Source organism: uncultured Methanobrevibacter sp. (genome assembly GCF_934746965.1).
Lineage (GTDB): Archaea > Methanobacteriota > Methanobacteria > Methanobacteriales > Methanobacteriaceae > Methanocatella.
The window spans coordinates 140535-165732 of the sequence record NZ_CAKVFS010000005.1; the positions used below are offsets into that span (position 1 = coordinate 140535).

At 30.4% G+C, this 25198-nt stretch carries 23 protein-coding genes and 1 tRNA gene; 17 read left to right on the forward strand and 7 right to left on the reverse strand.

Annotation, left to right across the window (positions count from 1 at the left end; translation table 11 throughout):
- Positions 1 to 147 precede the first annotated feature (147 nt).
- From Q0984_RS05475 to Q0984_RS05505, 7 genes are all read left to right on the forward strand, one after another.
- A complete protein-coding gene (locus Q0984_RS05475; RefSeq protein WP_365907113.1) occupies positions 148 to 2100 on the forward strand; it encodes a right-handed parallel beta-helix repeat-containing protein in 1953 nt (650 codons plus the stop codon).
- 102 nt (positions 2101 to 2202) lie between these two features.
- The gene (locus tag Q0984_RS05480) at positions 2203 to 2862 is read left to right on the forward strand and encodes a peptide ABC transporter permease (protein ID WP_299524768.1); all 660 of its coding nucleotides are present in this window, start codon (positions 2203 to 2205) and stop codon (positions 2860 to 2862) included.
- A gap of 10 nt (positions 2863 to 2872) precedes the next feature.
- A complete protein-coding gene (locus Q0984_RS05485; RefSeq protein ID WP_299524771.1) occupies positions 2873 to 3514 on the forward strand; it encodes a MotA/TolQ/ExbB proton channel family protein in 642 nt (213 codons plus the stop codon).
- Between the two features lie 5 nt (positions 3515 to 3519).
- Positions 3520 to 3819 carry a DUF2149 domain-containing protein gene (locus Q0984_RS05490; RefSeq protein WP_299524774.1) on the forward strand — a complete coding sequence of 100 codons (300 nt, stop codon included), beginning with the start codon at positions 3520 to 3522 and terminating at the stop codon, positions 3817 to 3819.
- A gap of 479 nt (positions 3820 to 4298) precedes the next feature.
- Positions 4299 to 5087 (forward strand): formate/nitrite transporter family protein, encoded by a 789-nt coding sequence (locus Q0984_RS05495; protein WP_365907088.1) that lies wholly within the window; start codon positions 4299 to 4301, stop codon positions 5085 to 5087.
- A 93-nt stretch (positions 5088 to 5180) separates the two neighbouring features.
- Complete coding sequence (gene fdhF / locus Q0984_RS05500; RefSeq protein ID WP_299524776.1) at positions 5181 to 7238, forward strand: formate dehydrogenase subunit alpha; 2058 nt, start codon at positions 5181 to 5183, stop codon at positions 7236 to 7238.
- 6 nt (positions 7239 to 7244) lie between these two features.
- Positions 7245 to 8453 carry a Coenzyme F420 hydrogenase/dehydrogenase, beta subunit C-terminal domain gene (locus Q0984_RS05505; protein WP_299524778.1) on the forward strand — a complete coding sequence of 403 codons (1209 nt, stop codon included), beginning with the start codon at positions 7245 to 7247 and terminating at the stop codon, positions 8451 to 8453.
- Positions 8454 to 8477: 24 nt separating this feature from the next.
- Here the strand turns inward: Q0984_RS05505 and moaA are convergent, their stop codons facing one another.
- The gene (gene moaA / locus Q0984_RS05510; RefSeq protein WP_299524780.1) at positions 8478 to 9407 is read right to left on the reverse strand and encodes a GTP 3',8-cyclase MoaA; all 930 of its coding nucleotides are present in this window, start codon (positions 9405 to 9407) and stop codon (positions 8478 to 8480) included.
- 4 nt (positions 9408 to 9411) lie between these two features.
- Positions 9412 to 10461 carry a molybdopterin-guanine dinucleotide biosynthesis protein B gene (mobB, locus tag Q0984_RS05515; RefSeq protein ID WP_299524783.1) on the reverse strand — a complete coding sequence of 350 codons (1050 nt, stop codon included), beginning with the start codon at positions 10459 to 10461 and terminating at the stop codon, positions 9412 to 9414.
- Positions 10462 to 10849: 388 nt separating this feature from the next.
- On the opposite strand from mobB, the gene Q0984_RS05520 reads away from it, so the two are divergent.
- The 9 genes from Q0984_RS05520 (at position 10850) to Q0984_RS05560 (ending at position 18095) form a co-directional block, all read left to right on the forward strand.
- On the forward strand, positions 10850 to 11311 hold the full coding sequence (locus Q0984_RS05520; protein WP_299524786.1) for a 4Fe-4S binding protein: 462 nt from the start codon (positions 10850 to 10852) through the stop codon (positions 11309 to 11311).
- A gap of 2 nt (positions 11312 to 11313) precedes the next feature.
- Positions 11314 to 12411 (forward strand): tungsten-dependent formylmethanofuran dehydrogenase subunit FwdF, encoded by a 1098-nt coding sequence (gene fwdF, locus Q0984_RS05525; protein WP_299524789.1) that lies wholly within the window; start codon positions 11314 to 11316, stop codon positions 12409 to 12411.
- A 9-nt stretch (positions 12412 to 12420) separates the two neighbouring features.
- Entirely contained in the window at positions 12421 to 12651 is a 231-nt protein-coding gene (locus Q0984_RS05530; RefSeq protein WP_299524792.1) for an ATP-binding protein, read from the forward strand.
- A 12-nt stretch (positions 12652 to 12663) separates the two neighbouring features.
- On the forward strand, positions 12664 to 13233 hold the full coding sequence (locus Q0984_RS05535) for a molybdopterin dinucleotide binding domain-containing protein (protein WP_299524795.1): 570 nt from the start codon (positions 12664 to 12666) through the stop codon (positions 13231 to 13233).
- Positions 13223 to 14599 (forward strand): formylmethanofuran dehydrogenase subunit B, encoded by a 1377-nt coding sequence (locus Q0984_RS05540; RefSeq protein WP_299524798.1) that lies wholly within the window; start codon positions 13223 to 13225, stop codon positions 14597 to 14599. The genes Q0984_RS05535 and Q0984_RS05540 overlap by 11 nt, the downstream gene beginning before the upstream one ends.
- Positions 14600 to 14605: 6 nt before the next feature.
- Positions 14606 to 16318 carry a formylmethanofuran dehydrogenase subunit A gene (locus Q0984_RS05545; protein ID WP_299524923.1) on the forward strand — a complete coding sequence of 571 codons (1713 nt, stop codon included), beginning with the start codon at positions 14606 to 14608 and terminating at the stop codon, positions 16316 to 16318.
- 5 nt (positions 16319 to 16323) lie between these two features.
- Positions 16324 to 17199, forward strand: coding sequence for a formylmethanofuran dehydrogenase subunit C (locus tag Q0984_RS05550; RefSeq protein WP_299524801.1), 876 nt, complete (start codon positions 16324 to 16326; stop codon positions 17197 to 17199).
- A 171-nt stretch (positions 17200 to 17370) separates the two neighbouring features.
- Entirely contained in the window at positions 17371 to 17664 is a 294-nt protein-coding gene (locus Q0984_RS05555; RefSeq protein ID WP_299524804.1) for a DUF2097 domain-containing protein, read from the forward strand.
- Positions 17665 to 17804: 140 nt separating this feature from the next.
- Positions 17805 to 18095 (forward strand): DUF2097 domain-containing protein, encoded by a 291-nt coding sequence (locus Q0984_RS05560; protein ID WP_299524807.1) that lies wholly within the window; start codon positions 17805 to 17807, stop codon positions 18093 to 18095.
- A 5-nt stretch (positions 18096 to 18100) separates the two neighbouring features.
- Here the strand turns inward: Q0984_RS05560 and Q0984_RS05565 are convergent, their stop codons facing one another.
- From Q0984_RS05565 to Q0984_RS05585, 5 genes are all read right to left on the reverse strand, one after another.
- Complete coding sequence (locus tag Q0984_RS05565) at positions 18101 to 19780, reverse strand: DUF128 domain-containing protein (protein WP_299524810.1); 1680 nt, start codon at positions 19778 to 19780, stop codon at positions 18101 to 18103.
- A gap of 88 nt (positions 19781 to 19868) precedes the next feature.
- On the reverse strand, positions 19869 to 21227 hold the full coding sequence (gene glnA / locus Q0984_RS05570) for a type I glutamate--ammonia ligase (RefSeq protein WP_299524813.1): 1359 nt from the start codon (positions 21225 to 21227) through the stop codon (positions 19869 to 19871).
- A gap of 256 nt (positions 21228 to 21483) precedes the next feature.
- Positions 21484 to 22239, reverse strand: a complete 756-nt coding sequence (locus Q0984_RS05575) for a HesA/MoeB/ThiF family protein (protein WP_299524816.1) — start codon at positions 22237 to 22239, stop codon at positions 21484 to 21486.
- Positions 22240 to 22252: 13 nt separating this feature from the next.
- Positions 22253 to 23419, reverse strand: a complete 1167-nt coding sequence (locus Q0984_RS05580) for an aldo/keto reductase (protein ID WP_299524819.1) — start codon at positions 23417 to 23419, stop codon at positions 22253 to 22255.
- Between the two features lie 150 nt (positions 23420 to 23569).
- Positions 23570 to 23679: transfer RNA gene (locus Q0984_RS05585), tRNA-Met, on the reverse strand.
- Positions 23680 to 23930: 251 nt separating this feature from the next.
- On the opposite strand from Q0984_RS05585, the gene Q0984_RS05590 reads away from it, so the two are divergent.
- Entirely contained in the window at positions 23931 to 25181 is a 1251-nt protein-coding gene (locus tag Q0984_RS05590; RefSeq protein WP_299524822.1) for an adenosylhomocysteinase, read from the forward strand.
- Positions 25182 to 25198: the final 17 nt, after the last annotated feature.

Consider the following 25198-nt stretch of genomic DNA (forward strand, 5'->3'; position numbering starts at 1 on the left):
TTTGATTAATTTATTAAGAAATAATGTAATAATTAAATTACATACTTATATATATTAGTATTCGATATAATCAGATATATAATTACAAGTTCTACTGTAATTACATTGAGTAGTTTGAAAGGAGGTGAAAAGTTTATGGTTAAAAAAATATTTTTCATTTCGATTTTAATATTGGTTCTGTCAGTAAACATAGTTGCTGCTGAAGATACAAATAATACATCTGTAGATGGTGTGTCTCATGAAAATGTATTGGAGAACATTGAAATTGATTATGTTCAGTTAAATACATCAGATATGTCAGTATTTTCTAAAGGTGAACCTTATAATGTTACCCTTAGTTATGATGATGGAACTCCTGTTTTCAATAAAACTATTAGTTTTGAAATTAATGGTGTTAAATATGATAAATTAACTAATAATCAGGGTGTAGCTAGTTTAAATATAAGATTAAATCAAGGAACTTATGTTATTTCTACTAGTTTTACTGATGATTATGGTAGGAGTTTAACTCAGCAAAATCATGTTTATGTATCTGATATTAAAGGAACAGTAATTCCAGAAAATTTATCAAATATTGAAATCCAAAAAATTATTGATTCTGCAAAAGCAGGTGAGAATATAATTTTTGCGGGTAAAAACTATAATGATATTTCATTAACAATATCTAAAAATCCAGTAAATATTTATAGTAATGTTAAATCCATTTTAAATGGAAATTCTAAAAGCCCAGTATTTACAATTAAATCATCTAAAGCTAGTGGAACTCTCATTTATAATTTGATTATTCAAAAGGGTTCTCATGGTGTTTTAATAGATAGTGCTAATAATATTACTTTACTTAAAAATGATATTGTTCAAAATGGTTATGGCGTTAGTGTAAATAGTGCTAATAAAGTAGGTATTGTAGGTAATTTAATTTTTGATTCTACTAAATGTGCTGTTTATCTTTATGATTCCACTAATACTGATATCTACTCTAATTGTATTTCTAATAATGATGAAGGTATACATTTTGATAAATTTGTTAAGTATACTAATATTTCTAATAATCAGTTAGTATATAATAAGAATTATGCAATAAATTTTGAAGGATCAGGTCCATACACAACAGTTACTTTTAATAATATTTCATTTAATGAAAATGGAATAAGTGTCAATTGTGAAGGTGATAAGAAATTATTCATTGAAAACAATGCAATCTTAGATAATGAAGTTAATGGTGTGTATATAGGTGAAGGTTATGTTAAATCTTCTTCTTCAGAATTATCTGGAATACGTAATAATGTAGTTATGCGTAATGGTGCATTTAATATTCTTGGAAGAGACAGTGATTACAAATCAATTAAACTTGGTCCAGTTCTTGCAGATGGAAATCATTCTTCTGGAACTAAAGTTTGCTCAAAAATCCAGGCACAATTATTAGGTTTCAATGTTGATCAAATAGGTAATGATACTTTAAGTGTAAGTGTAGATGGTATTGAAGCTGATTTCAATGTAAAAATGTCTTTAGATGGTGGTTCAACTTGGATTTATCCAAAATTTAGCAATGGTAAGGCTCTTATTCATGTTAGTAATAGGGAGGGTAAGGTTGTTTTTGATTATATGAACAGCGATCAAAAAGATTATTCTTATCAATTATCTGATTATAGTCCATATGTCAAACCAACTTATCCACAGTCTCCAGTTGATCCAACAAAACCTATTAATCCACCAACTCCTAGCAGTCCTACTGATGAGGATTCAAGTAGTGGAAATGGGACTTCAACTGATGGTCGACAAGGTCAAGGTTCTGCAACAAGTTCTGTTAATGGTGGATTTAGTGATGGTTCTTTAAGTGTAGCTGGAAGTAATTCTGCTTTGGTGTCTTCTTCTTCAACTTCACAAAGTTCTACTTCTGCAAGTCAGATAGGAACAACTTCAAGTCAAACTGTTGAGTCAACTGATGATCCATCTCAATCTGTCTCAAAAGTAATTGATATTGATGAAGAAGTTGTTAGGATTGCTGGAATAAGTATATTAATATTATTGATAATTGCAGTTATCGGTTTATATTATAGAGATGATATAAAATCAATGATTGAAAAGAAAAATGGTAAATAACCAATTTTTCTACTTTTTACTTTTTTAAAAACTTTGCGACATGTTTATATATTCATGTTGTAAATATTATTACTCATAATAAAGAGTTAATGAGCTGTTGAAATGTTAAGTTTATTTGAAGGATATTTATTAATATTTGTTGCATTGTTTGCAGTTAATATGGGTCTTTTTTTAGGTAATTTTAAAATTAATAATCTAAAAGCAATATCTGTTGCAATAATATCTGGGATTTTGTTAATTGTTGTTAATTATGTGTCTAGCTATTTTAAAGTGTTGTTTTCATTTTTAACAGGTGATTTTGGATTTTTATTCTTGGTTGTCTCTGTTTTATTATTTGTTTTAACTTGGATTTATTTGAAAAAAGAGAATAGCTTGAAAAAAATTACTTGTATAACTACTATTTTATTTTATATTGTTATATTGTGCATAGATTCCCATATTTTTGCATTTTCATTGTTTAACAGCTTATTATTAACTTTATTTTTAGTTATAATAATGTTTGTAGTTTATCAACTTTCTAAATTATTACTTTATGCTAAAAGAGAGTATCTCCTTATTGTTGGGGAGTATATGATTTTAGAATCAATTTTAATTTTTATTTTAGGGTTAACTTACTGGTCTGTTAAAGAATTGGATTATAGTATGTTTAGTTCTTATTTAATTTTAACTCCAACGTATCAGGTTGTGTATGTTATTATTTTAATAATTTTTATTTTGATTTTAGGATTATATTATAATGATAAACAGTTGAAAAAAAGATAAGAGGTAATTTATGATAATTCAAGGAACTGAAACATTATCCTCATTTATTCATATAATATCTGAGAGTTTATTAACCCCAGTAATGATATTACTTGTGATTTTTTTAATTGTTGTAATATTATGTATTGGTGGACTTATTAATGAACGTATTTCAAGAAAACCAATTAGTTCTGAAGATTTAGAAAGCTTAATTCGTAATATTTCATTTTCACAGTCTCCAGGTGAAATTGAACAATATGTTAATGAAAGTAATTTATTTGAATACCAGAAAAATGTTCTTATTAAAATAGCTAATAATCATGATATTGGTTGTGAAGCTAGGAAAGCATTAGCTAGTGAATTGATTTCTGCTGAGGAAACAAAATTAATCAAAAGTACTAATAAAACTGATATTCTTGTAAGGGTTGGCCCTATTTTGGGTCTTTTAGGAACTTTAATTCCTTTAGGTCCAGGTTTAGCAGCTTTAGGTTCTGGAGATATTTTTTCATTAGCTGAGGCATTAACTGTTGCATTTGATACTACTGTTACTGGTTTAACTATTGGAGCTTTAGCTTATTTAGTATCTAAATTTAAAAAACAATGGTATGAATCAGATTTAATTAATTTGGAAACTATTGCTGAAGCTGAATTGGAAGTTTTAAATAAAAAGTGAGTATTATGATTAGGAAAAGACGTAGAATTAGTGAGTCTTTAGATGATGATCCTATGAGTGGGATATCTAATTTATCTGATGCAATGTTGGTTCTTGCACTTGGATTTTTAATTTTTGCTATCATGGCATTATCTGCAAATCCAGAGATGATATCTCAAACACCTACTACTCAGGATGTTTCAAGTGCAGATACATTTGAACAGAATTATACTGATTCTGGTGGTATGGAAAATAGTGGATATAGTGAAGTAGGTAAAGTTTATGAAGATCCAACTACTGGTAAGTTAGTAATGGTATCAGGTTAATTTTATCCTTTTCTTTTTTTATATTTTAACAGAGTATTTTGTTTTATCTATTTTTTAATGCTTTTTTTATTGTTTTAGGTTATTCAAAATTAATCAGGTATAACGAAGTTTATTATTTTGAAATTATTTTAAAAATCCTATATTAAATTTTTTATAATTATAAAAAAGACAATATATTATATTATTTTTGATAAATATTTATTTTAAATTTTTATTTGATTTTTTTAGTAATTTTAATTAATATTTTTCTAAAAAAAGTAGATTTTAACGATATGAAAACTATTTATAATGATTTATCATTATATATACATTTTGTCGGTGGATATATTTAAAGATTACTTTTTAAGGGAAATAACAAATCCTTTTTATAATAAAACATATATGTATAGTCATAATACTATGAGTTAAAATTTAAGGGAGATTTCATAGATATTATAATATTTTTTTGCAAATGAAAAAATATGATGAGGTTGATATTAATGAGTTCTTTTAAAAGTCCTGTAGATACAGCAAAAACTGTATCTTCAATAGGTGGAACAAAAAATTCCGCAAAAGTTCTTAATGTAATATTATTGTCCTTTTTAGCAGGAGCATATATTGCATTTGGTGGATTGTTGGCTGAAGTGGCTAATTCAGGAATGCTTGCAGCAGGTTGTCCTCTTGGATTATCTAAATTTGTATTTGGTGCTGTGTTCCCTGTTGGTTTAATGCTTGTTGTACTTGCTGGATCAGAATTATTCACTGGAAATGTTATGTATATGGTTATGGGTGTTTTAGATGGTAAAGCATCTGTCGGGGGTCTTTGTAAAAATTGGGTCCTCAGTTGGGTATTTAACTTTGTAGGTGCTTTATTTGTCGCTTATGTATTAGCATATATGAGTGGTATTGCTACTGATCCTGTAATTGCTGCAGGTGCTACTAAAGTCGCAACTGCAAAAGTTGGATTATCTTGGGATGTAGCACTCATTAGAGGTATTGGTTGTAATTGGCTTGTTTGTTTAGCTGTATACTTAGCATTAGCATCTGATGATATTATTGGTAAAATATTTGGTATATGGTTCCCAATCATGGCATTTGTAACTATTGGATTTGAGCACAGTGTTGCAAATATGTTCTTTATTCCATTAGGTATATTCTTAGGTGCTGATGGTGTAACTTGGGCATCTGCTCTTGGAAACATTATTCCTGTAACTATTGGAAATATTATTGGAGCAGCAATATTTGTAGGTTGTATTTATTATATAACTTACCTTAAAGATGCAAGTTAGATTGTAGAAAACTTTTAAAAAATAAGAAGCATATGCTTCTTATTAATATTTAATTTAATATAAAAGAAATAAAAAAATTTTGGAGATTATAAAATGGTTGAGATTAAATATGTCCCAACAATTTGTCCATACTGTGGTACTGGATGTGGGCTTAACTTCGTTGTAAAAGATGATAAAATTGTAGGTGTTGAGCCATATAAAAGACACCCTGTAAATGAAGGTAAAGTATGTCCAAAAGGTAACTTTGGATATGAATTTATTAATAGGGAAGATAGGTTAACATCTCCGTTAATTAAAGAAAATGGAGAGTTTAGGGAAGCGTCATGGGATGAAGCATTAGATTTAGTTGCAAATAAACTTAAAGAAGTGTCTGATGAAGATCCTAATAAAGTAGGATTTTATGCATGTGCTCGTTCACCAAATGAAAACATTTATATTACTCAAAAATTAGCTAGGGTAGCTTGTGGTACTCAAAATGTTGATCATTGTGCACGTATATGTCACGGACCTACTGTAGCAGGACTTGCTACTACATTTGGTTCAGGAGCTATGACTAATGGATTTGACAGTATTAAAGAAGCAGATTATATATTCTGTATTGGTTCAAATAGTATGGAAGCACATCCATTGTTTGGGCGTAAATTAATACAAGCTCAAAAAAATGGAGCAAAATTAGTTGTTTTGGATCCTAGATACACACCTACTGCTAAAATTGCAGATGAATATGTTCAATTTGAAACAGGTACTGATGTAGCATTAATGAATGGTATGATTAAAGTTATTATTGATAATGACTTACAAGATGATGAATTCATTAAAAACAGAACAAAAGGTTTCGATGAACTTAAAGAAACAGTACAAAAATACGACCTTGAAACTGTATCTAAAATCACTCATATTTCACCAGAAACTATTGAAGAATTAGCTATTGAATATGCTAAAGCAGATAAAGCAGCTATTGTTTATTCATTAGGTATTACTGAACATTCTCATGGAGCAGATAATGTAATGTCTACTGCTAACTTAGCTATGTTAACAGGTAATATTGGAAGACAAGGTACAGGTGTAAATCCATTAAGAGGACAAAACAATGTACAAGGTGCTTGTGATATGGGTGCATTACCTTCTGACTATGTAGGATACAGAAAAGTAGCAGATCAAGAAACTACTGACTGGTTTAATGAGTATTATGGAACAAATCTTCCTGCAAAACCTGGATTAACATTAGTGGAAATGATGAATGCAGCTCACTCAGGTGATTTAAAAGTATTATATATTCATGGAGAAGACCCAGTACTTTCTGATGCAGACATTCAACATACTAAAGAAGCATTAGGAAACTTAGAAATGTTAGTTGTTCAAGATTTATTCTTAACTGATACAGCACAATGTGCTGATGTTGTTTTACCTGCAGCAGGTTGGGGTGAACAAGAAGGAACATTTACAAATGGTGAAAGAAGAGTCCAATGTTTACATAAAGCTCAAGAACCACCTGAAGGTGCTATGTTAGATTGGAAAATCATGGAAGAAATCGCTGTTAGAATGGGAGTTCCAAGAGAAAAATTCCACTATGAATCCTCTGAAGAAATCTTTGATGAAATTAGGGAATGTGCACCAATCTTTGCAGGTATGAACCGTGAAAGATTAGATACTCCTGAAGCTCTTCACTGGCCATGTCCATCTGTTGATGATCCATGTCAACCATTAATGCACAAAGATAAATTTGCACATCCTGATGGATTAGGTGTATTCCAACCATTGGAACACAGAGGTCCTGTAGAAGTTCCTGATGAAGAATATCCATTATTATTAACTACTACAAGGGTTTTATTCCATTATCATGCAGCTATGACTAGAAGATGTAAAACTTTAGATAATGAAGTTAAAACAGGATTTATAGAAATAAACACTGAAGATGCAAAAGAATTAGGAATTATCAATAATGAAATAGTTAAAGCTAGTTCCAGAAGAGGAGAAATTGAAATTCCTGCAAGAGTAACTGATGACATTAAAAAAGGTATTGTAAATATACCTATGCACTTCACTGAATGTGCTGCTAACATGTTAACTAACTCTGATTCTTTCGATCCAAAATGTAAAATGGTAGAGTTAAAAGCTTGTGCTATTAAAGTAGAAAAAATTGAGGAGTAGATTCAAATGGCTGTAAAAAATAGTGACATGTATTATGCATATTCTAACAACGAAGCTATTAAAGAAAAAGGAGAATATGGTGGAGTAGTTACAACTATTATGAAATATCTTTTAGAAAATGATATTGTTGATGGTATTGTAGCTGTAAAAGAAGGAGTTGACTTGTATGATGCAATTCCTTGTCTTATAACTGATCCTGAAGAAGTTATTAAAACTGCAGGTTCCATTCACTGCGGTACCGTAAATTTAGCTAGTTTCATATATAAATACTTAGATGGTTGTAGAGATATGAAAATAGCGGTTACTTGCAAACCTTGTGACGCAATGTCTATAAGGGAATTGATGAAAAAGGGCAAAATCATCGAAGACAATGTCATAATGGTTGGAGTAAATTGTGGTGGAACATTACCTCCGGTTCCAACCATGCAAATGATTAGAGATGTATATGAGTTAGATCCTAAAGATGTAATTAAAGAAGAAATTGCAAAAGGTAAACTCATTATGGAAACTGCAGAAGGGGAAACAGGATTTGGTATTGAAGACTTAGAAGAACAAGGAATGGGTAGAAGAGAAAACTGCCAAAGATGTGATTTAAAAATACCAAGTAATGCAGATTTAGCATTAGGTAATTGGGGAGTAATAGGTCCTTTAGCTGGAAAAGCTACTTTTGTAGAAGTATTCTCAGATAAAGGTGCAGAAGTCCTTGATAAAGTTGTTGAATCAGAATTAATCAATGTTGAAGAACCAATTGAAAAAGGAATTGCAATAAGAGATAAAATTAATAATTTCATGCTTTCAGCATCTGCAAAGAAAAAAGAAGAAGATTATGCTGGCACTACTGGAGATATTATTGATGTATTTAAACAATATGAAGATGAATTCTCTAAATGTATGAAATGTTATGGTTGTCGTGAAGCATGTCCATTATGTTTCTGTGATGATTGTTGTCTTGAAGCTGAAGGTCCTGAATGGGTACCTGGTGGATACACTCCTGCAGCTCCATTCTTCCATTTAACTCGTATGGTACATATGGTAGATTCATGTACTAACTGTGGTCAGTGTAGTGAGGTTTGTCCTTGTGAAATACCTGTAGCTAAAGTATGGAGTACAGTAAATAATAAAATCCGTGATACTTATGGTTATCTCCCTGGATTTGATACTGGAGCCCATATTCCACTTACAGAACACAAACCAAAAAATAATTGGAAAAAATAGAGTTTTAAACTCTATTTATTTTTTTTAAATAGTATAAGGTTCTCGTTTATTAATTCCTTTTATAAAGATTTCTTTTAATTTTTCATCTGATTCATTTTTACGTATATATGAAATTAATTCTACTAGATTATCATTTCTAAGCAAACAGGGTTTTATTTTCCCATCAGGAGTTATTCTTAATCTAGTACAGTTTGCACAAAAATCGCTGTTGTCAATTGGTTTTACTATTTCGATTTCTCCACCATCAATGAAGTATTTCTTACGATTTTGCATAAAGTCACGTGTTTTAACATCATCACAGATATTAAGTAATTTTTCACTAATTGAATCTAAATTATAATGGTATTCTTTACTAAATTTTTCATCATCACAATTTTCACTGTTCATTAGTTCAATAAGTTGAAGTATTATTCTATTTTTTTTACAAAATTCGAACATGTCTTTTACTTCATTTTCGTTTATTCCTTTCATTAAAACCATATTAATTTTAACTGGATAAAGTCCAACTTCAATTGCTTTTAATACTCCTCTTTTTGCAGAATTGGCTAAATTTTTAGTAGTGATTTTTTTATAGGTTTCAGGATTTAAAGTATCTAAACTAATATTTACTCTATTTAATCCTGCATCTTTTAGATCTTTAGCATATTTTTCAAGTAATGTCCCGTTTGAAGTAATGGAGATATCTTTAAAATTAAGACTAGCTATTTTATTTACAATTTCAACTATGTCTTTTCTAAGTAAAGGTTCTCCACCTGAAAGCCTTATTTTTTGAACACCAATATTTTTAGCTATTTTGCAGATTCTATAAATTTCATCAGCATTCATTTCATCTTCTGATGTAATCATGCCGTCGTGATGACAATATAAACAATTTTCATTACATCTATTAGTTACTGTAATTCTTAAAGAAAGTATAGGTCTTTCATATTTGTCTTTAATAGCAGTTATATTCATAAAATCATTTTTTAACAGTTATATCTATATTTTTGATTTCATTGATGTCAAGTTCTCCAAGTTTTAAAGATTTAATCATGCCAAATATTGTTTCTTTTAGGATACCTTTTACAAATGTGTTTATTTCAACATTTTTATTATTTACTTCAAGATTAACTTCACTTTTTTCTAAATTATCTTGATTTATTTCTGAAATGTTGATTTTTGCAAGTTTAGCAGTTTCATCAGTATTTAAAGAATTAATCATTCCAAATACTGTATTTGCAACAAAATTGTTAGTATGATGATTTAAACTAATTTGTTTATTATTTATCAAAACATTAGCTTCAACTTTCGGGTTTAAATCAATGTTATCTTCGTTGTTTATTATTAGTTCGACTTTATTAATATTTTTTACTCCATATTCTTCGATATGCAATGTTTTTATTATTCCAAGTAGTGTTTTTTTAATAAAATCACTAACAAATTCATTTAAACCAATAACTTTGTTATCAATAGACATAAATGTATCAACTTTGTCTAAGTCGTTGGTTTTTATGTTTCCTTTTATAATTTCTTTAGCTATTGAATCACCATCACTAAATCCACATTCATCTAAGAATAATGTGTCAACAATATCATGTCCTTTTTTTTCAATAAGATCTACTAAATCAGATACTCCTTCGGGAGTTATTGAAAATGAATCTATTTCTGCTATGGTGTATTCATCAACTACATCTAGAGATGTTACGATTTTAGGATAATTATAACTTTTAAAACCTTCAATTACTACAAAATCTATATTGTCCATAAATTTGATTAAAAATAGTAGTCTATTTAAATCTAGAATGTCTTTAACATTAAAAAAAGAAGTGGATCCGATTCCAACAACAACATTTGATCCTGCTAATTTATGTCTCCATGTATCAGTATGTTCTCGATCCATTTCCATTTCATGATGGGAGTGCTTTATAGAAGCTACATTATGTCCTCTTCTGGTAAGTTCTTCAATAATTTTCACAGTTAATGATGTCTTTCCTGTATTTTTTCTACCTACTACAGATACAATTTTCATAGTAAAACCTCATTATTATATTATTTGTTTGCATCTTTATTATTAATGAGTGTGTAGTTACTACACATTTTTCCAAATTTTAGCTTTTCCTTAATTTTTTGTAAATTTTATAATAATTTTTTATATTTTATTATTACTTTTTTAAGAAAATTATCCGATATTACTTTTTTTCAAATCGTATATTGTACTTTATTTTGTTATTTAATTAATTTTAGTAATTTTTATCTTAATTTAATTGTTAGAATCGATTACTTTTTTAATTTAACTTTTTATATCTTTTATTTAATTTTTTTTGTTGTAGTATTAGCACAGTAATATATATTATTTTCGACTTGAGTCTAGTAGGCAAGTATATATTAATAATAAACAAAACTTTATATCATTACACATGGTGGTTGATATGCCAAAACATATTGCATCTGGTTTGAAATATTTAGCTGCTGTAAAGCTAAAAGAACAAGGTGAAAACCAACAAGAAATCGCTAATGAGTTAGGTATTGATAGGTCTACAGTGTCCCATTATTTAAATGGCAGTAATTTATCATGGAATTCTATAGACGTAGCTAAAACTATCACGGAATTAACTCCTGGAGATTTCTTAAGAATGACTGTTGCAATATTTGATGAACCTGAACAGTGTCGTAAAATTGTGTCTATTTGTAATGAAAGAGAATTTGATGCTGTTGTTTCAGATTCATGTATAGGTTGTGGCTTGTGTGTAAGCATGTGTTTCATGAAAGCTATTAAATTAGAATCATTAAAAGCACATGTAGACTCCATACAATGTTGCGGTTGTCAGTTTTGTAAAGATGAATGCCCAACGAATTCTATAAAAATTTTGGAGATTTAATAATGATTAAAAATAAAAAAGAAGCTATAGACAATAACTTTGCTATTACAAGGGCAGCTGAAGAAGTAAGAAAGTTGTCTTTTAATGACCAAATTTGTCTTGGATGTGGAGTTTGTGAATCTACTTGTCCAGTTGAGGCAATTACATTAAATCCAATTGCTGTAGATGCTCGTCACAGACGTTCCAATGATATTTATTTCAGTGGTCATGAAAAAATAGCACAAAATTTCCATGCTGAATTTGATGTTCAAAAAATTAGCATTGATGAAAATAAATGTGTTTTATGTGGTATGTGTAGTGGATTATGTCCAATAGATGCATTAGTTTTAACTATTGATGATGTTCCAATTAGAGAAATTGAAGCATATCCTCATTACAATTCTTATTCTAAAATCAATGATGATAAGTGTATTTACTGTAAAAGATGTGAAACTGCATGTCCTCAAGATGCAATTACTGTCATGAGAAAATTACCAGAACGCCAAAACTTAGTATCTGGTGAAATTAGTGTAAGTGATGATGATTGTGTTTACTGTGGTATCTGTCAAGAATTATGTCCTGCAGAAGCAATTGTAGTAGATAACACTACTGGTGAAGAATCTATTGTAATTGATAAAGAAAAATGTGTTTACTGTCTTGTTTGTAAAAGATCTTGTCCTACTCATGCAATTAGTGCAGTATGTAGAGCATGTTCCTATGGTGAATATGATTTCAAAGCTGAAAATGAAATTACTACTGGTAGTTCAGTTATTGATGATGAACTTTGTGTATACTGTGGATGGTGTGAAGGTGTCTGTCCAACTGATGCTATTGAAACTAATAAACCATTCCAAGGTACTTTAGAAGTTGATCAAGAGGCATGTCAAGCATGTGGTGCTTGTGTAGATACTTGTCCATGTAATGCTTTAGCATTCCCTGTTTCTAGTGGTCCAGGTCAAAGATTAAATCTTATTACTAAACATGATCAATATTGTATCCGTTGTAAAGCTTGTGCTAAAGCATGTCCAAATGGAGCTATAACTGTTACAAGGACTGAAATAGACCATACTCCTATCAAATCTGTAACATGGCTCAATGCATTCGATGCAATTAAAAATTAAGGTGATTTAATGGAACTTAAAGTTAATCAAGATAATTGTTTAGGATGTGGAATTTGTGTAATTGCATGTCCTGTTAATGCAGCTATTAGTCCTGAAAATGCAGGTGGTAATGGTGCTAAAACTGATGAAGTAGTTATTATGGTCGAAAATGGATTCATTAAAATCTTCTCACCAGATAAATGTGAATTATGTGGAACTTGTCAAATGTTCTGCCCAGTAAATGCTATATGGATTGAATAGGAGGAATAATTAATGCATTATGCTAATACTTATTTATCAAAACCTGTTGTTCCTGATGTAGAAATTGTTGGTGATGGAAAGACCAAAGTACTCAAATGTATGTTAAATACAGGGTCCGATATTTATCAAGGAGCTTGTAAAAAAAGAGGTTCTACATTAAAAGAAGAATATAAAAATGCTTCTGGAACTTGTTATATGGACCCAAGGGATATGGGTAAATTAGGTGTAAAAAATTGGGATACTGTCCTTGTTAAAACTGAATGGGGAGAAGTTGTAGTAAATGCTGCAGTATCTAGAGATGCACCTCACGAAGGAACTGTTTTCATTTGTAAAGGTCCTTGGGCAAATACTGTTGTAAGTCATGATACTTACTGTTGTTCTGACCCAACTTACAAAGGTGTTCATTGTACTGTCGAAAAAACAGACAGAAAAGTATTACTCATGGCTGATTTAATGAGATGGGTATACAAAAAATATGTTGATTCCGACGATGACGATGTTGTTGAAAATATGGAATCATTAGGAGAAAGACCAGTATATAAAGGTCGTAAATGGGAGGAGTTGATTGATCATGACATATGAGCCACCTATAACTGATTATGATTACATTGTAGAAAATTGTACTTGTGCATTCTGTGGATGTAATTGTGATGATTTAGATTACTTAGTTAAAGATAACCATGTTGTTGCTGTAAGACACGCTTGTAGATTAGGTGCAAGTAAAGTTATGGAAGATATGGATCAAAGATTAGTAGTTCCTATGATTAGGGATGAAGATGGAGAACTTATGGAAGTAGATTGGGACACTGCTTTAGATAAAGCTGCTGAATATATTGCTAATTCTATTAGACCAGTATTCTACGGTTGGTCTGAAACTTCCACTGAATGTATGAAAGAAGGATTAGAATTAGGGGAATATATTGGTGCTGTTTTAGATAATCAAGCTACTATTTGTCACGGTCCAAGTTTACAAGCTGTACAAAATGCAGGTTATCCTATTCAAACCTTAGGGGAAGTTCAAAACAGGGCAGATATGGTTGTTTACTCTGGAAGTAATGCAATGAACTCTCACCCAAGACATGCAGCTCGTTATGCTATTTTCTGTAGGGGATACTTCAGACAAAGAGGAAGATTCGACAGAACTGTTGTAACTATGGATCCAAAATTCTCTGATACTGCTAAAATTTCTGATAAATGGATTGGATTCGAACAAAATGGAGATTATGGTTTTTACAATGCAATTAGAGCAGTATTAAGAGGAAAAGAAATATATCAAGATTCTATTTCTGGAATTCCTAAAGAAGATATTTATGAATTAGTAGAAGAAATGAAAAGTGCTGAATTTGGTGTTCTTTTCTTTGGTTTAGGATTAACTCACACATTATCCAAACAAAGAAACATTGATATCGCTATTAAAATGATTCAAGACTTGAACAAATATAGTAAATGGGGTCTTACTCCGATGAGGGGACACTTTAATGTAAATGGTTTCAACATATTCATGGCTTTCGAAACTGGATTTGCATTTGGTGTTGACTTCTCTAGGGGTTACACTAGATACATGTTAGGAGAAACTAACACTATTGATTTATTAACAAGGAAAGAACCTGACTGTTTCATGGTTATTGCAGCAGACCCTGGTGCTCACTTCCCTAATGGTGCTAACCAACACTTAGCTAACATTCCTGTTATTCAAGTGGATATTCACTGGGGACCATCTACTGAACTTGCTGATGTAGTATTACCAGGTTCATTCATTGCAGTAGAATGTGCTGGTACCAGTTATCGTATGGACGGAGTTCCTATTTACATGAAAAAAGCAATTGATAAACCTGAAACATGTCGTGATGATGAATGGATTATCAGAGAACTTAAAGAAAGAGTCATGAAACTCAGAGAGGAGCCAAACGTAGCTCCAAAATATGTGCCTAATCCAAACGCACTTTAAGGTGATATAATGGAATTTATACTTAAAAATGGTATTGTTTATGACCCAGCTAATGGAATAAATGGGGAGAAAAAAGATATCATGGTTAAAGATGATATCATTGTTGAAGAAGTTTCAGCTGATGCAAAAGTCATAGATGTTACTAATAAAATAGTCATGCCTGCGGGGATAGACCCTCACTCTCACGTTGCAGGTCCAAAATTAGTTGTAGGTAGATTATACAGACCTGAAGATTCAAGAAGAGGAGTTACCCAAAAAACAAAAGTTACAAGAGCTGAATCTGGTTTCTCTATCCCAAGTTGTCCATCAACTGGTTACAGATATTCCAGATTAGGTTATGGTACTGTTGTAGAAGCAGCTATGCCTCCTCTTGAAGCAAAACACACTCACGAAGAAATTGCAACTATTCCAAACTTAGATATTCCAGCATTAGAATTATTTGGTAATAATTGGTTTGTAATGGAATATGCAAGAGAAAACAATATTGAAGACTTAGCAGCATTTGTATCTGCATGGTTAAAAGTTTCAAAAGGTTACGGAATCAAAATAGTAAACCCATGTGGTAGTGAAGCATGGGGTTGGGGTATGAACGTACATGGATATGATGATAAAGCACCTTACTTTGATGTAACTTCTAGAGAAGTTGTAACCTCTTTAGCAAAAGCTAACGAAAAATTAGGTCTTCCTCATTCCATTCACATTCACCCAAATGATTTAGGACACCCAGGTAATGTACCAACTACTCTTGAAACATTAGATTCTCTTAAAAATATTAAGAAAAGTCCTAAAGCAAGTATTAGGGATCAAGTTGTACATATTTGTCACCTTCAATTCCACTCTTACTCTGGTACTAATTGGAGAGATGCAAGTTCCGGTGCAGAAGAAGTTGCTAAATACGTAAATAGTCATGATCACATGACTTGTGATATTGGTCAAGTAACTTTAGATGAAACAACCACCATGACTGCAGATGCACCAATGGAATATGATTTATTCAAATTATCTGGATTAAAATGGGCTAACAAGGATATTGAATGTGAAACTGCAGCAGGAATTATTCCATGTATCTACTCTGGTAGAAGTCCAGTAGGAGCATTACAATGGGCTATTGGTTTAGAATTGTTCTTACACATTAAAAACCCATGGCAAGTATGTTTAACTACTGATCATCCTAATGCAGGTCCATTCATAAGATACCCAAGAATCATATCCTGGTTAATGAGTAATCAAAAAAGGATGGAAATGATTGAAAGTAAAGAAATCCATAAATGGGTAGAAAAAAGAACTACTCTTCCAACTCTTGATAGGGAATATGACTTCAATGAAATTGCAACCATTACAAGAGCAGCACCAGCTAAAATCTATGGTTTTGAAGATAGAGGTGCTCTTACTCCTGGATTTAAAGCAGATATTGCAGTATATGACATAAATCCTAATGAAATTGACCCATCTAGACAATATGAAGAAATTGAAAAAGGTTTCGGTCTTGCTGATTACACAATCAAAGATGGTCAAATCTTAGTAAAAGATAAAGAAATTGTAAAAGTTAAAGAAAGTCAAAACATATGGGTTAATGTACAAGGATATGAACGTGAAGAACAAAATGTTATTAATAAAATTATGCCGTTCTTTACTCAATATTACTCTGTAAAATGGGAAAATTACCCAGTACATGATCATTATGTATCAAATCCTATAAGGATAGATGTTAAAAGATAAAGAGGGTGTTTAATTTGAAAACAATAACATTTGATCAATTAAAAACTTCTTCAATCGCTTTAGAATTTGATGAATTAATTCCTGATGAAATTTACTCTTGGACTGAAGAAGATTTTGCAAAATATGAAGTACCTATTGGAAATTCAAGATTCCCAATCACTGATTTCTTCGATATTACTGTAGAAGGAGATGCAGAAGGACCTAGTGATGTTAAAATGATTCTTAACGGGGACTTAAACAGAGTTAAATACATCGGTTGTAAAATGAGTGCTGGTGAAATTACTTGTAATGGTAATGTTGATCTTCACGTAGGTGCAGAAATGAGTGGTGGATCTATTTACGTTCATGGTAATGCAGCTGCTCATGCAGGTAGAGAAATGTCTGGTGGATACCTTGAAATTGATGGAGATACCAAAGAGTTTACTGGAGCTTCTTACATTGGTGAATGGAGAGGTATGACTGGTGGTAAAATCGTTGTTAAAGGTAATGCTGGAAAACAATGTGGTGAATGTTTAACTGGTGGAAGAATTCACGTTTTAGGTAACTGTGATATTTTAGCTGGTATTCACATGACCAAAGGTATTATTGAAATTGATGGTGATGTAAACCGTTGGCCTGGTGGTCAAATGAAAAACGGTACTATCGTTATTCATGGCTTCCTTGGAAGACTACTTGAAGGTTTTGTTCTTGAAGGTGTCGTTGAAAACCCTGAAGTTGATGGTGAAGTATTTGAAGGTAAATACATTCAATACAAAGGAGACATTGGTCTCAATGGTAAAGGTGCTTTATACTTAGATGCTGAAGCTAACAGGGAAAAATTATCTCATTATAATGAGCTCGACGATGAATATACTTCAATTAGGGAATATAGGAATTTATAATTCCTTTTTTCTTTTTTTTTTAAAAGAATTTTAATCAATAATTATTTTTATGATTTAACGATTATTGTGCAGAGTTTATTTAATGCATAATGTTTAAATATTCTTATTAAAATATTATATAATAACCTTGTAAACTAATTATAATTATTGTATGGTTTTATGCGTGGTAATATGGTAAAAGAAATTAAGATGTCTGCTGATGAAGCTATCGAATATGTAAGAAACAATGTTCAAATAAGAGATATTTTAGAGATATCATATAATCGTATTTTTGCTCCAGGTGAAGTATTAAATATAATTTCAGAAGATGAAGAAACTGGTGAAGGACTTAGGGTTAGTTTACAATTAACTGGTGAAATTTTAAATCAGGCTGTTGATGTTGATTTTAATGAGATTAAAGATGATCTTTTAGAATTACGTCATGTTAAAGATGGTAAAATAACAATCGTTGAAGTTTACGATTAGATTTTCTATCTCTTTTTTTATACTTTTTATTTCTACAGTCTATTTTTTTCAAAAATTATTTTGTTTCATATAATACAAACAAATTTTTATATCATGTGAAATATAACTAATAATTAACAATATAACATGAGGTGTTTTCCATGAAAAAAATAAATTTATCTATTGATGAAGCTGTAGAATATTTAAAAAATAATGTAAAAATTCATGATAATTTAGAAATTTCTTATAATAGAATTTTCGGAAGTGGTGAAATTTTAAATATGGATTTTTCGGAATATTTTGGAAAACCTGGTTTTAAAATATTACTTTCTTTAGATGGTGATTCTATTAATTCAACTATTGAAATTGATGTTTATGAAATTCAAAATGATTTAATTGAATTTATTCATCATCCAGTTGAAGGTGAAGAAGTGGAAGTTACTGTAGTTTAAAATAACTACAATCTATCCATTTTTTCAAATTTCATTAATTTTGCAATAGCTTTAACTTCAACATCTATGCCTTTTTCTTTAAGTGCACCAATAAGGTTAAGTCCACTACCTGCAACAACACCGAAATTATAATTATCTACTTTAGCATTATATGTTAATTCTCTTGGTTTGCCTATTTTATAAATTGAAAATCCCATATTCTTTAAGATATTTAATAAATGTACAGCATAATCTCTTGAAATATAGGGGATTTCTTTTAAACTAGCTAATATTTTATTATATCCTATGTTTCTAGTTATTGAAGTCATGTTTTTAGCTATGAATATTTTGTGTGGGTCAACAGAAGATCCATTATATGATATTAAATCAATAAATAATGGGTTTTCACTTAATTCAAGTAATCCACCATATTTTGGATTGCTCATTATTCCGTTGTTTATTAAAAGTCCATCAATACTTAGACTACAAACTGTAGCTAATCCGATCTTACTATAATCAGTTGGGTGTTCTACAAGTTGGTAGTAAGGATTAATATATTTTGGATTTGATTCATAGGTTTCTTTCATAATGTCTATTGCCTCATCCAGATTATCTTTTTTGATATATGAAACATTTACTATGATATCTCCTTTTCGGGTTTCTACATTGAAATTTACTTTCTGAATTAGGTTCCATGATTTTGAAAGTAAAAAGGGGGTTTTTGTATGAACTTTATTATCTGCAGGTTTTAATATCTTCTTAACGTCTGCTATTGGGGATAATGTGTTAAATCCTTCAATTTCTTCAGCTATTTTTATATCAATATCATATCCAAGTTCTTGAGCTGCACAAAATGGAGTTACTCCTCCACTAATAGCTATTCCAACCATTCCTTCAGGTACTGGAATTCCAAGTATGTTTTCTCCTTCTTGGGAAATTGCCATTACTCCTCCAATTCCTATTTTTTCCAGTTTATTAATTATGTTTATACATTTTTCTCTTCCTACGCTTGGAATAAGGCGAAAATTGGCAGGTATAGTTCCAGTTCCATTATTGATTACATTTAATACAGAAGTCATTCCTGGAGCTACAAATGCATCAAGAGGAGTTACTGATGTTTTTTTATAAGAAATTAGCTCTGTAAATTTTGTTGGAACGTAATTTTCAATTTTAACTAATCCTCCATATAATGGGATTGTTGGTATTCCTTCATTTAATAAGATTCCATCTATTGTTGTTCCACAAATAGTTTTTATTTGTATTTCATTATTGTTGTTACTTGCATTTAAATTAGTGTAAGGACTAACACAAAGACCACTTTTGAAAACATCTTTAATTATATTGAACGCTTCTTCATCATAAATAGTTGAGGTGTTTACTACAACATCTCCTGTTTTGTTCATGTAGTTGAAACTAGTCAAATAAATCATTTCTTCAAATTTTGAATAAATGAAATCAACTTGGTCATAAATTAATCCTTTTTCAAGCTTTTTTCTACCTAATTCTGTGATTTGCCTACCTGAATAACCCATTCTCTTAGTATATCCTTTTTCATCAAGAATTTGCATATGATAACGAACAGCACGTTCCCCTAAGTTAAATCCTTTATTTTTTAGCTCTTCAGCTATTAGTTTAGAACCAGTAGGTTTGTTTTGGTTGTTTAATATTCTTAAAATTTCGATTATTTTGTGTTCTGATTCTGACATAAAAAGCCCCTTTTTCTTTAAATATAATCATGCCTAATTTTACTTAAGAATCATTATATTTAAAAAAATAAAAAAAGTATATTTAGATTTAAATGTCTAAATATTTGTTTTGTTCATATCCGAATACTTGTACACGGTATTCGTCCCATTCTTTATATTTAAGTTCTAAGAATTTTTCACTAATGTGATCTCCTAAAGCAGATAATATTAATGGGTCTTCTTCAAGTGCATGGTAAGCTTCCCATAAACTGGATGGTAAAACTTTAATTCCCATAGCTTCTCTTTCTTCTTCAGTTAATGAGTAAATGTTAATTTCGGTAGGTTCACCAGGGTCAATTTTATTTTGGATACCATCAATACCTGCTTCTAACATTACTGCAAATGCTAAGTATGGGTTACATGCTGGGTCTGGTGCTCTGTATTCAATACGTGTTGCTTTTCCACGAGCTGCAGGTACCCTAATTAATGCAGATCTGTTTCTTAAACCATATGCTCTGTATACTGGAGCTTCATAACCGGGTACTAAACGTTTGTATGAATTTACAATTGGGTTAGTAATTGCAGTTAATGCTGGTGCGTGTGCAAGTAATCCTCCCATGAAGTGAAGTGCATCTTTAGATAATCCAGTTTCACTATTTGGGTCGGAGAATAAGTTCCTGTCTCCTTTAAATACAGATTGGTGACAATGCATACCACTACCGTTTACACCAAAGAATGGTTTTGGCATAAATGTTACTCTGTAATCCATTTGGTCAAATGTAGCCATGTTGTCTACAATAGCTTTTATAGCTTGTTTGAAAGTAATTACTGCATCTGCAGTTTTTAATGCATCTTTAAACTTAAATGCAATTTCGTTTTGACCAGGTCCTACTTCGTGGTGGGAAGCTTCTACTTCGAAATCTAATTCTTCTAAGTTTAAGGTTAATTCTCTTCTGAAATCAGGTCCTTTGTCTAAAGGTTCTACATCAAAGTAACCTGCTTCATCATAAGGCATTGGATAACCTTCATCATCAATATCTACAATAAAGAATTCTGGTTCTGGACCGATATTATATTGTAATCCCATTTTTGCAATTTTAGCTAAAGATTTTTTCAAGACACTTCTTGGATCTCCAGCAAATGGTTTTCCGTCAGGAGTCCATACATCACAAATAAATCTACATACTGCAGATTCTTCAGGTCTCCAGGATAATCTTGAGTAAGTATGTATGTCAGGTTTAAGAACGAGGTCACTTTCATTAATTCCTACGAATCCTGCAATTGAGGATCCATCAAATAACATTCCTTCAGTAAATAAATCTTCCATTTCATCTTCTTTAAATGGAATTACAATATTTTTAGCAGTTCCATTTATATCAACAAATTGTAAACGGATAAATTTAATATTATCCTCTTTCATTTGTTTAATTACGTTTTCCATCAATTCTTCGTTAACTTTTTCAGTCATTAAATCATACTCCATAATTTTATGGATATTAGTTTCAAAAGGTTAGTCGGAAAATACCTTCCTACCTTGGCAATACATTTCCTTCTTATCTTATATAAATGTTTTGAATAAATGTACTTATACTTTTTATTTGTAATTTTTAATATTTAATTACAGTGATTATTATTTTTTGATGGTTAATTTTATAGTTATTTTAAATTTTAATAGTTGTTTGTTCAATTTTTACAGGTAAAAAATAAGAAAAAAGGGTGATTTTTTAAAGTTCATTAACATTAAATGATGTTAAATCTAACAAATCAAATGTTAAAATTTTTGGAGCTACAGTAACTTTTCCAATTTTGGTTATAATTTTAAATGCTTCCATAGCTTCAAGACAACCTATTAAATTAGGTGTAGGTCCGATAACTGGTGGAACTCCAGAAGTCACATTAGATAAATCATTTAAAACAGATTCATCTAAATTTTTACCTTTAGATGGAAGATTAAACATAGTTTCATAATTAACCTCTTCATCTGGTAAAAATACTGTGATTTGACCTAATGTTCCATGAATTGCTCCATGAATAAATGGAATTCCTTTTTTATTAGCTGCTCTAGAAACAATAACTCTTGTTTTAACATTATCCAAAGCATCAATAACAATATCACTGTCATCAATTATTTTATCAATATTATCTTGAGTTACAGTTTCATTAAAATAATTAACTTTTACATAAGGATTTATTAGTCTGACTTTTTCTTTAGCTACTTGGCTTTTATCAAGACTTACCTCTGTAAGGCTAGCTAGTGTTTGTCTATTTAAGTTTGATAGGTCAAATGCATCTTCATCAACTAAATTAAGTTGACCAACACCCATTCTAGCTAACATTTCAATAGTTTCGCCACCTATGCCTCCACAACCAATAACAGCTATTTTAGCTTCTTTAAATCTTTCTTGTTGACTTCTAGTTACAATACTCATTTGACGGCTTATTATTTCCCAATATCCGTCACCTATATATCTTGTTGGCATTTTTTTCACCTTTTTAAAAATGATTGAATTCTCTACCAAAATATTCATCAACTTTTTTAAGTTCTTCTGGAATATTTAGCATTTGAGGGCAAACAAATTCACAATTTCTACAATTAGTACAGCTATCTGCTTTACTACCATCATCAATTAATGTAAAATATTGTAATGCACTGCCTTTTGGGTTATTTAAAATTTTACCAATATTGTATTCTTTGAAACAATTAACAATATCAATGCCTTCTGGGCAAGGCATACAATATCCACAGCTAGTACATTCATTTCCAGTTAATTTCCTGTAAGTTCTGGCTACTTGTCTAATTAATTCTTTATCATGTTGGCTAATTTCTTTAACATTTGATGCAATTTGGATATTCTGTTTAACTTGTTCTAAGGAGTTCATACCACTTAAAACACAGTCAACATCATCTCTATTCCATAAATATTCTAAAGCCCATTCTACAGGAGTTCTTTTAAGTTCTGCAGTATCCCATATTTTTTGAACTTCTGGAGGAATATTTTGAACTAATCTGCCTCCACGTAATGGTTCCATAATCATGCTCCCAATATTTAATTGTTTTAATTGATCAAGACCCATTATTCCAGTTTGATAATATTCATCAAGATAATTCATTTGTGTTAAAACAACTTCCCATTTTGGATATGCATCAAGAATATTTACGAAAGTGTCAATTTCACAATGTGATGAAAATCCAACATGTTTTATTTTGCCGCTGCTTAAACAATCATCAAGAAAATCTAGCACTCTAAGTTTACGAATTTTATTCCAGTCATCTTCACTAAGAGCATGTAATAAATAAATATCAATACTGTCTGTTTGAAGTTTTTTTAGTTGTTTATCAAGATAATATTCAAAATCTCCCTTTTCTTCTATTAACCAACTTGGTGATTTTGTAGAAATTAAAACATCATCACGATAGTTATTTTCTTTTAAAAATTTTCCAATGAAAGTTTCACTATTCCCATTACCGTCTATTCCAGCACTATGGTATGGATAGGCAGTATCAATAATATTGATTCCATTAGTAATTCCATAACTAAGTATTTCATTAGCCTTAATTTCATCTATATTATCATTTGAGCCTTTGGTAGGTAGTCTCATGCCTCCAAAACCAAGAATTGAAACATTTTCTTTGGTTTTCCCAAGTTCTCTATATTGCATTTTAATAAATCCTCAAATCTTAACAATTGATATATTTTATTAATGCATTATAAAACAGTTTTGATTAAATTTATTTTAGATAAAATTAGCTTGTAAAATTGAAATTTTCTTTAAAGATAGTTTTAAAAATAATATTCCTGGGATTGAAGATGCCGGGAGCGGGATTCGAACCCGCGGCCTCACGGTATCCCAGGAATTAGTCAGAGCACTGCTTAATTACCCTATGAGCCGTGCGCTCTAACCAGCTGAGCCACCCCGGCATCAGACATTTATATATTAAATTCTCATTACATTTATACTTTTTGTTTTTCATGATTTTAATCATTTTTTATTATTTGTTGATATAATTAAATAAATTCTCTTATTTATTGGGAAGTATTTGTTAATTGTATATTAATATTAGAAATATTTGGATATTATATTATTTTTGATGTTATTTTTATAATGATAATATTTAATAACTTTCAAACAATATATTATAAATATTATTTAATTATTCAAGGGGGATATTATGAGTAAAGTTAAAGACATGTCTCTTGCTAAAGAAGGTATAAGAAAAATTGAATGGGTTCAAAGGCACATGCCTGTTCTTGAACACATTAAGAAAGAATATGAAGAAACCCAACCATTTAAAGGCATAACTATTGGTTCATGTTTGCATTTAGAACCTAAAACTATTAATTTAGGTTTAACATTACAAGCAGGTGGTGCTGAAGTAGCTATGACTGGTTGTAATCCATTATCTACTCATGATGATGCAGTAGCAGGAGCGGCTGATTTAGGTTTAAATATCTATGGTTGGAGAGATCAAGATGATGAAGAGTACTATCAAACTATTAATATGGTTCTTGATCATAAACCTGATATAATCATTGATGATGGTGCAGATATGATCATGGTTCTTCATAATGAAAGAACCGATGTTTTAAAACATATTAAAGGAGCTTGTGAAGAAACTACTACTGGAGTTCATAGATTAGAAGCTATGCATAAAGATGGTGCTTTAAAATTCCCTGTTGTAGCGGTAAATGATGCTTATACAAAATACTTATTTGATAATAGATATGGTACTGGTCAATCTAGTTTTGATGCAATTATGGGAACTACTAATATGGTAATTGCAGGTAAATCTGTTGTTGTATGTGGATATGGCTGGTGTGGTCGTGGAATCGCTATGAGGGCACAAGGTCTTGGAGCTAATGTTATTGTAACTGAAGTAGATCCTATCAGAGCACTTGAAGCTAGAATGGATGGTTACAGAGTAATGAAAATTAGAGATGCTGTAAAAGAAGCTGACTTAATAATTACTGTAACTGGAAATATCAATATTATTCATGGTGATGACTTTAAATACATGAAAGATGGATGTATGTTATGTAATTCAGGTCATTTTAATGTAGAAATTAATAGACAAGATTTAGAAGCTCAATCAACAAGTGTAAAAGAAGTAAGAGAAAGTATTGAAATGTTTGCTATGAAAGATGGTAGAAAAATTTACTTGCTTGCTGATGGAAGATTAGTAAACTTATCTGCAGCTAGAGGACAAGGACATCCAGCAGAAATTATGGATATGAGTTTTGCTGTTCAAGCTTTATCTGCTAAATACATATTAAATAATGATTTGTCTGTTGGTGTAACTAAAGCTCCAGATGAAATTGATTATGAAGTAGCTAACTTAAAATTAAAAGCTATGGATATTGAGATTGATACGTTATCTGATCGTCAAAAAGAATACATGAGTAGTTGGAAAGAAGGAACTTAAATTCCTTTATTTCTTTT

Bases quoted from the DNA above. Each gene is read 5' to 3' on its own strand.
- Q0984_RS05480 (WP_299524768.1), top strand. From the start codon at position 2,203: ATGTTAAGTTTATTTGAAGGATATTTATTAATATTTGTTGCATTGTTT.
- Q0984_RS05485 (WP_299524771.1), top strand. From the start codon at position 2,873: ATGATAATTCAAGGAACTGAAACATTATCCTCATTTATTCATATAATA.
- Q0984_RS05490 (WP_299524774.1), top strand. From the start codon at position 3,520: ATGATTAGGAAAAGACGTAGAATTAGTGAGTCTTTAGATGATGATCCT.
- Q0984_RS05495 (WP_365907088.1), top strand. From the start codon at position 4,299: ATGAGTTCTTTTAAAAGTCCTGTAGATACAGCAAAAACTGTATCTTCA.
- fdhF (WP_299524776.1), top strand. From the start codon at position 5,181: ATGGTTGAGATTAAATATGTCCCAACAATTTGTCCATACTGTGGTACT.
- Q0984_RS05505 (WP_299524778.1), top strand. From the start codon at position 7,245: ATGGCTGTAAAAAATAGTGACATGTATTATGCATATTCTAACAACGAA.
- moaA (WP_299524780.1), bottom strand. From the start codon at position 9,407: ATGAATATAACTGCTATTAAAGACAAATATGAAAGACCTATACTTTCT.
- mobB (WP_299524783.1), bottom strand. From the start codon at position 10,461: ATGAAAATTGTATCTGTAGTAGGTAGAAAAAATACAGGAAAGACATCA.
- Q0984_RS05520 (WP_299524786.1), top strand. From the start codon at position 10,850: ATGGTGGTTGATATGCCAAAACATATTGCATCTGGTTTGAAATATTTA.
- fwdF (WP_299524789.1), top strand. From the start codon at position 11,314: ATGATTAAAAATAAAAAAGAAGCTATAGACAATAACTTTGCTATTACA.
- Q0984_RS05530 (WP_299524792.1), top strand. From the start codon at position 12,421: ATGGAACTTAAAGTTAATCAAGATAATTGTTTAGGATGTGGAATTTGT.
- Q0984_RS05535 (WP_299524795.1), top strand. From the start codon at position 12,664: ATGCATTATGCTAATACTTATTTATCAAAACCTGTTGTTCCTGATGTA.
- Q0984_RS05540 (WP_299524798.1), top strand. From the start codon at position 13,223: ATGACATATGAGCCACCTATAACTGATTATGATTACATTGTAGAAAAT.
- Q0984_RS05555 (WP_299524804.1), top strand. From the start codon at position 17,371: ATGGTAAAAGAAATTAAGATGTCTGCTGATGAAGCTATCGAATATGTA.
- Q0984_RS05560 (WP_299524807.1), top strand. From the start codon at position 17,805: ATGAAAAAAATAAATTTATCTATTGATGAAGCTGTAGAATATTTAAAA.
- Q0984_RS05565 (WP_299524810.1), bottom strand. From the start codon at position 19,780: ATGTCAGAATCAGAACACAAAATAATCGAAATTTTAAGAATATTAAAC.
- glnA (WP_299524813.1), bottom strand. From the start codon at position 21,227: ATGACTGAAAAAGTTAACGAAGAATTGATGGAAAACGTAATTAAACAA.
- Q0984_RS05575 (WP_299524816.1), bottom strand. From the start codon at position 22,239: ATGCCAACAAGATATATAGGTGACGGATATTGGGAAATAATAAGCCGT.
- Q0984_RS05580 (WP_299524819.1), bottom strand. From the start codon at position 23,419: ATGCAATATAGAGAACTTGGGAAAACCAAAGAAAATGTTTCAATTCTT.
- Q0984_RS05590 (WP_299524822.1), top strand. From the start codon at position 23,931: ATGAGTAAAGTTAAAGACATGTCTCTTGCTAAAGAAGGTATAAGAAAA.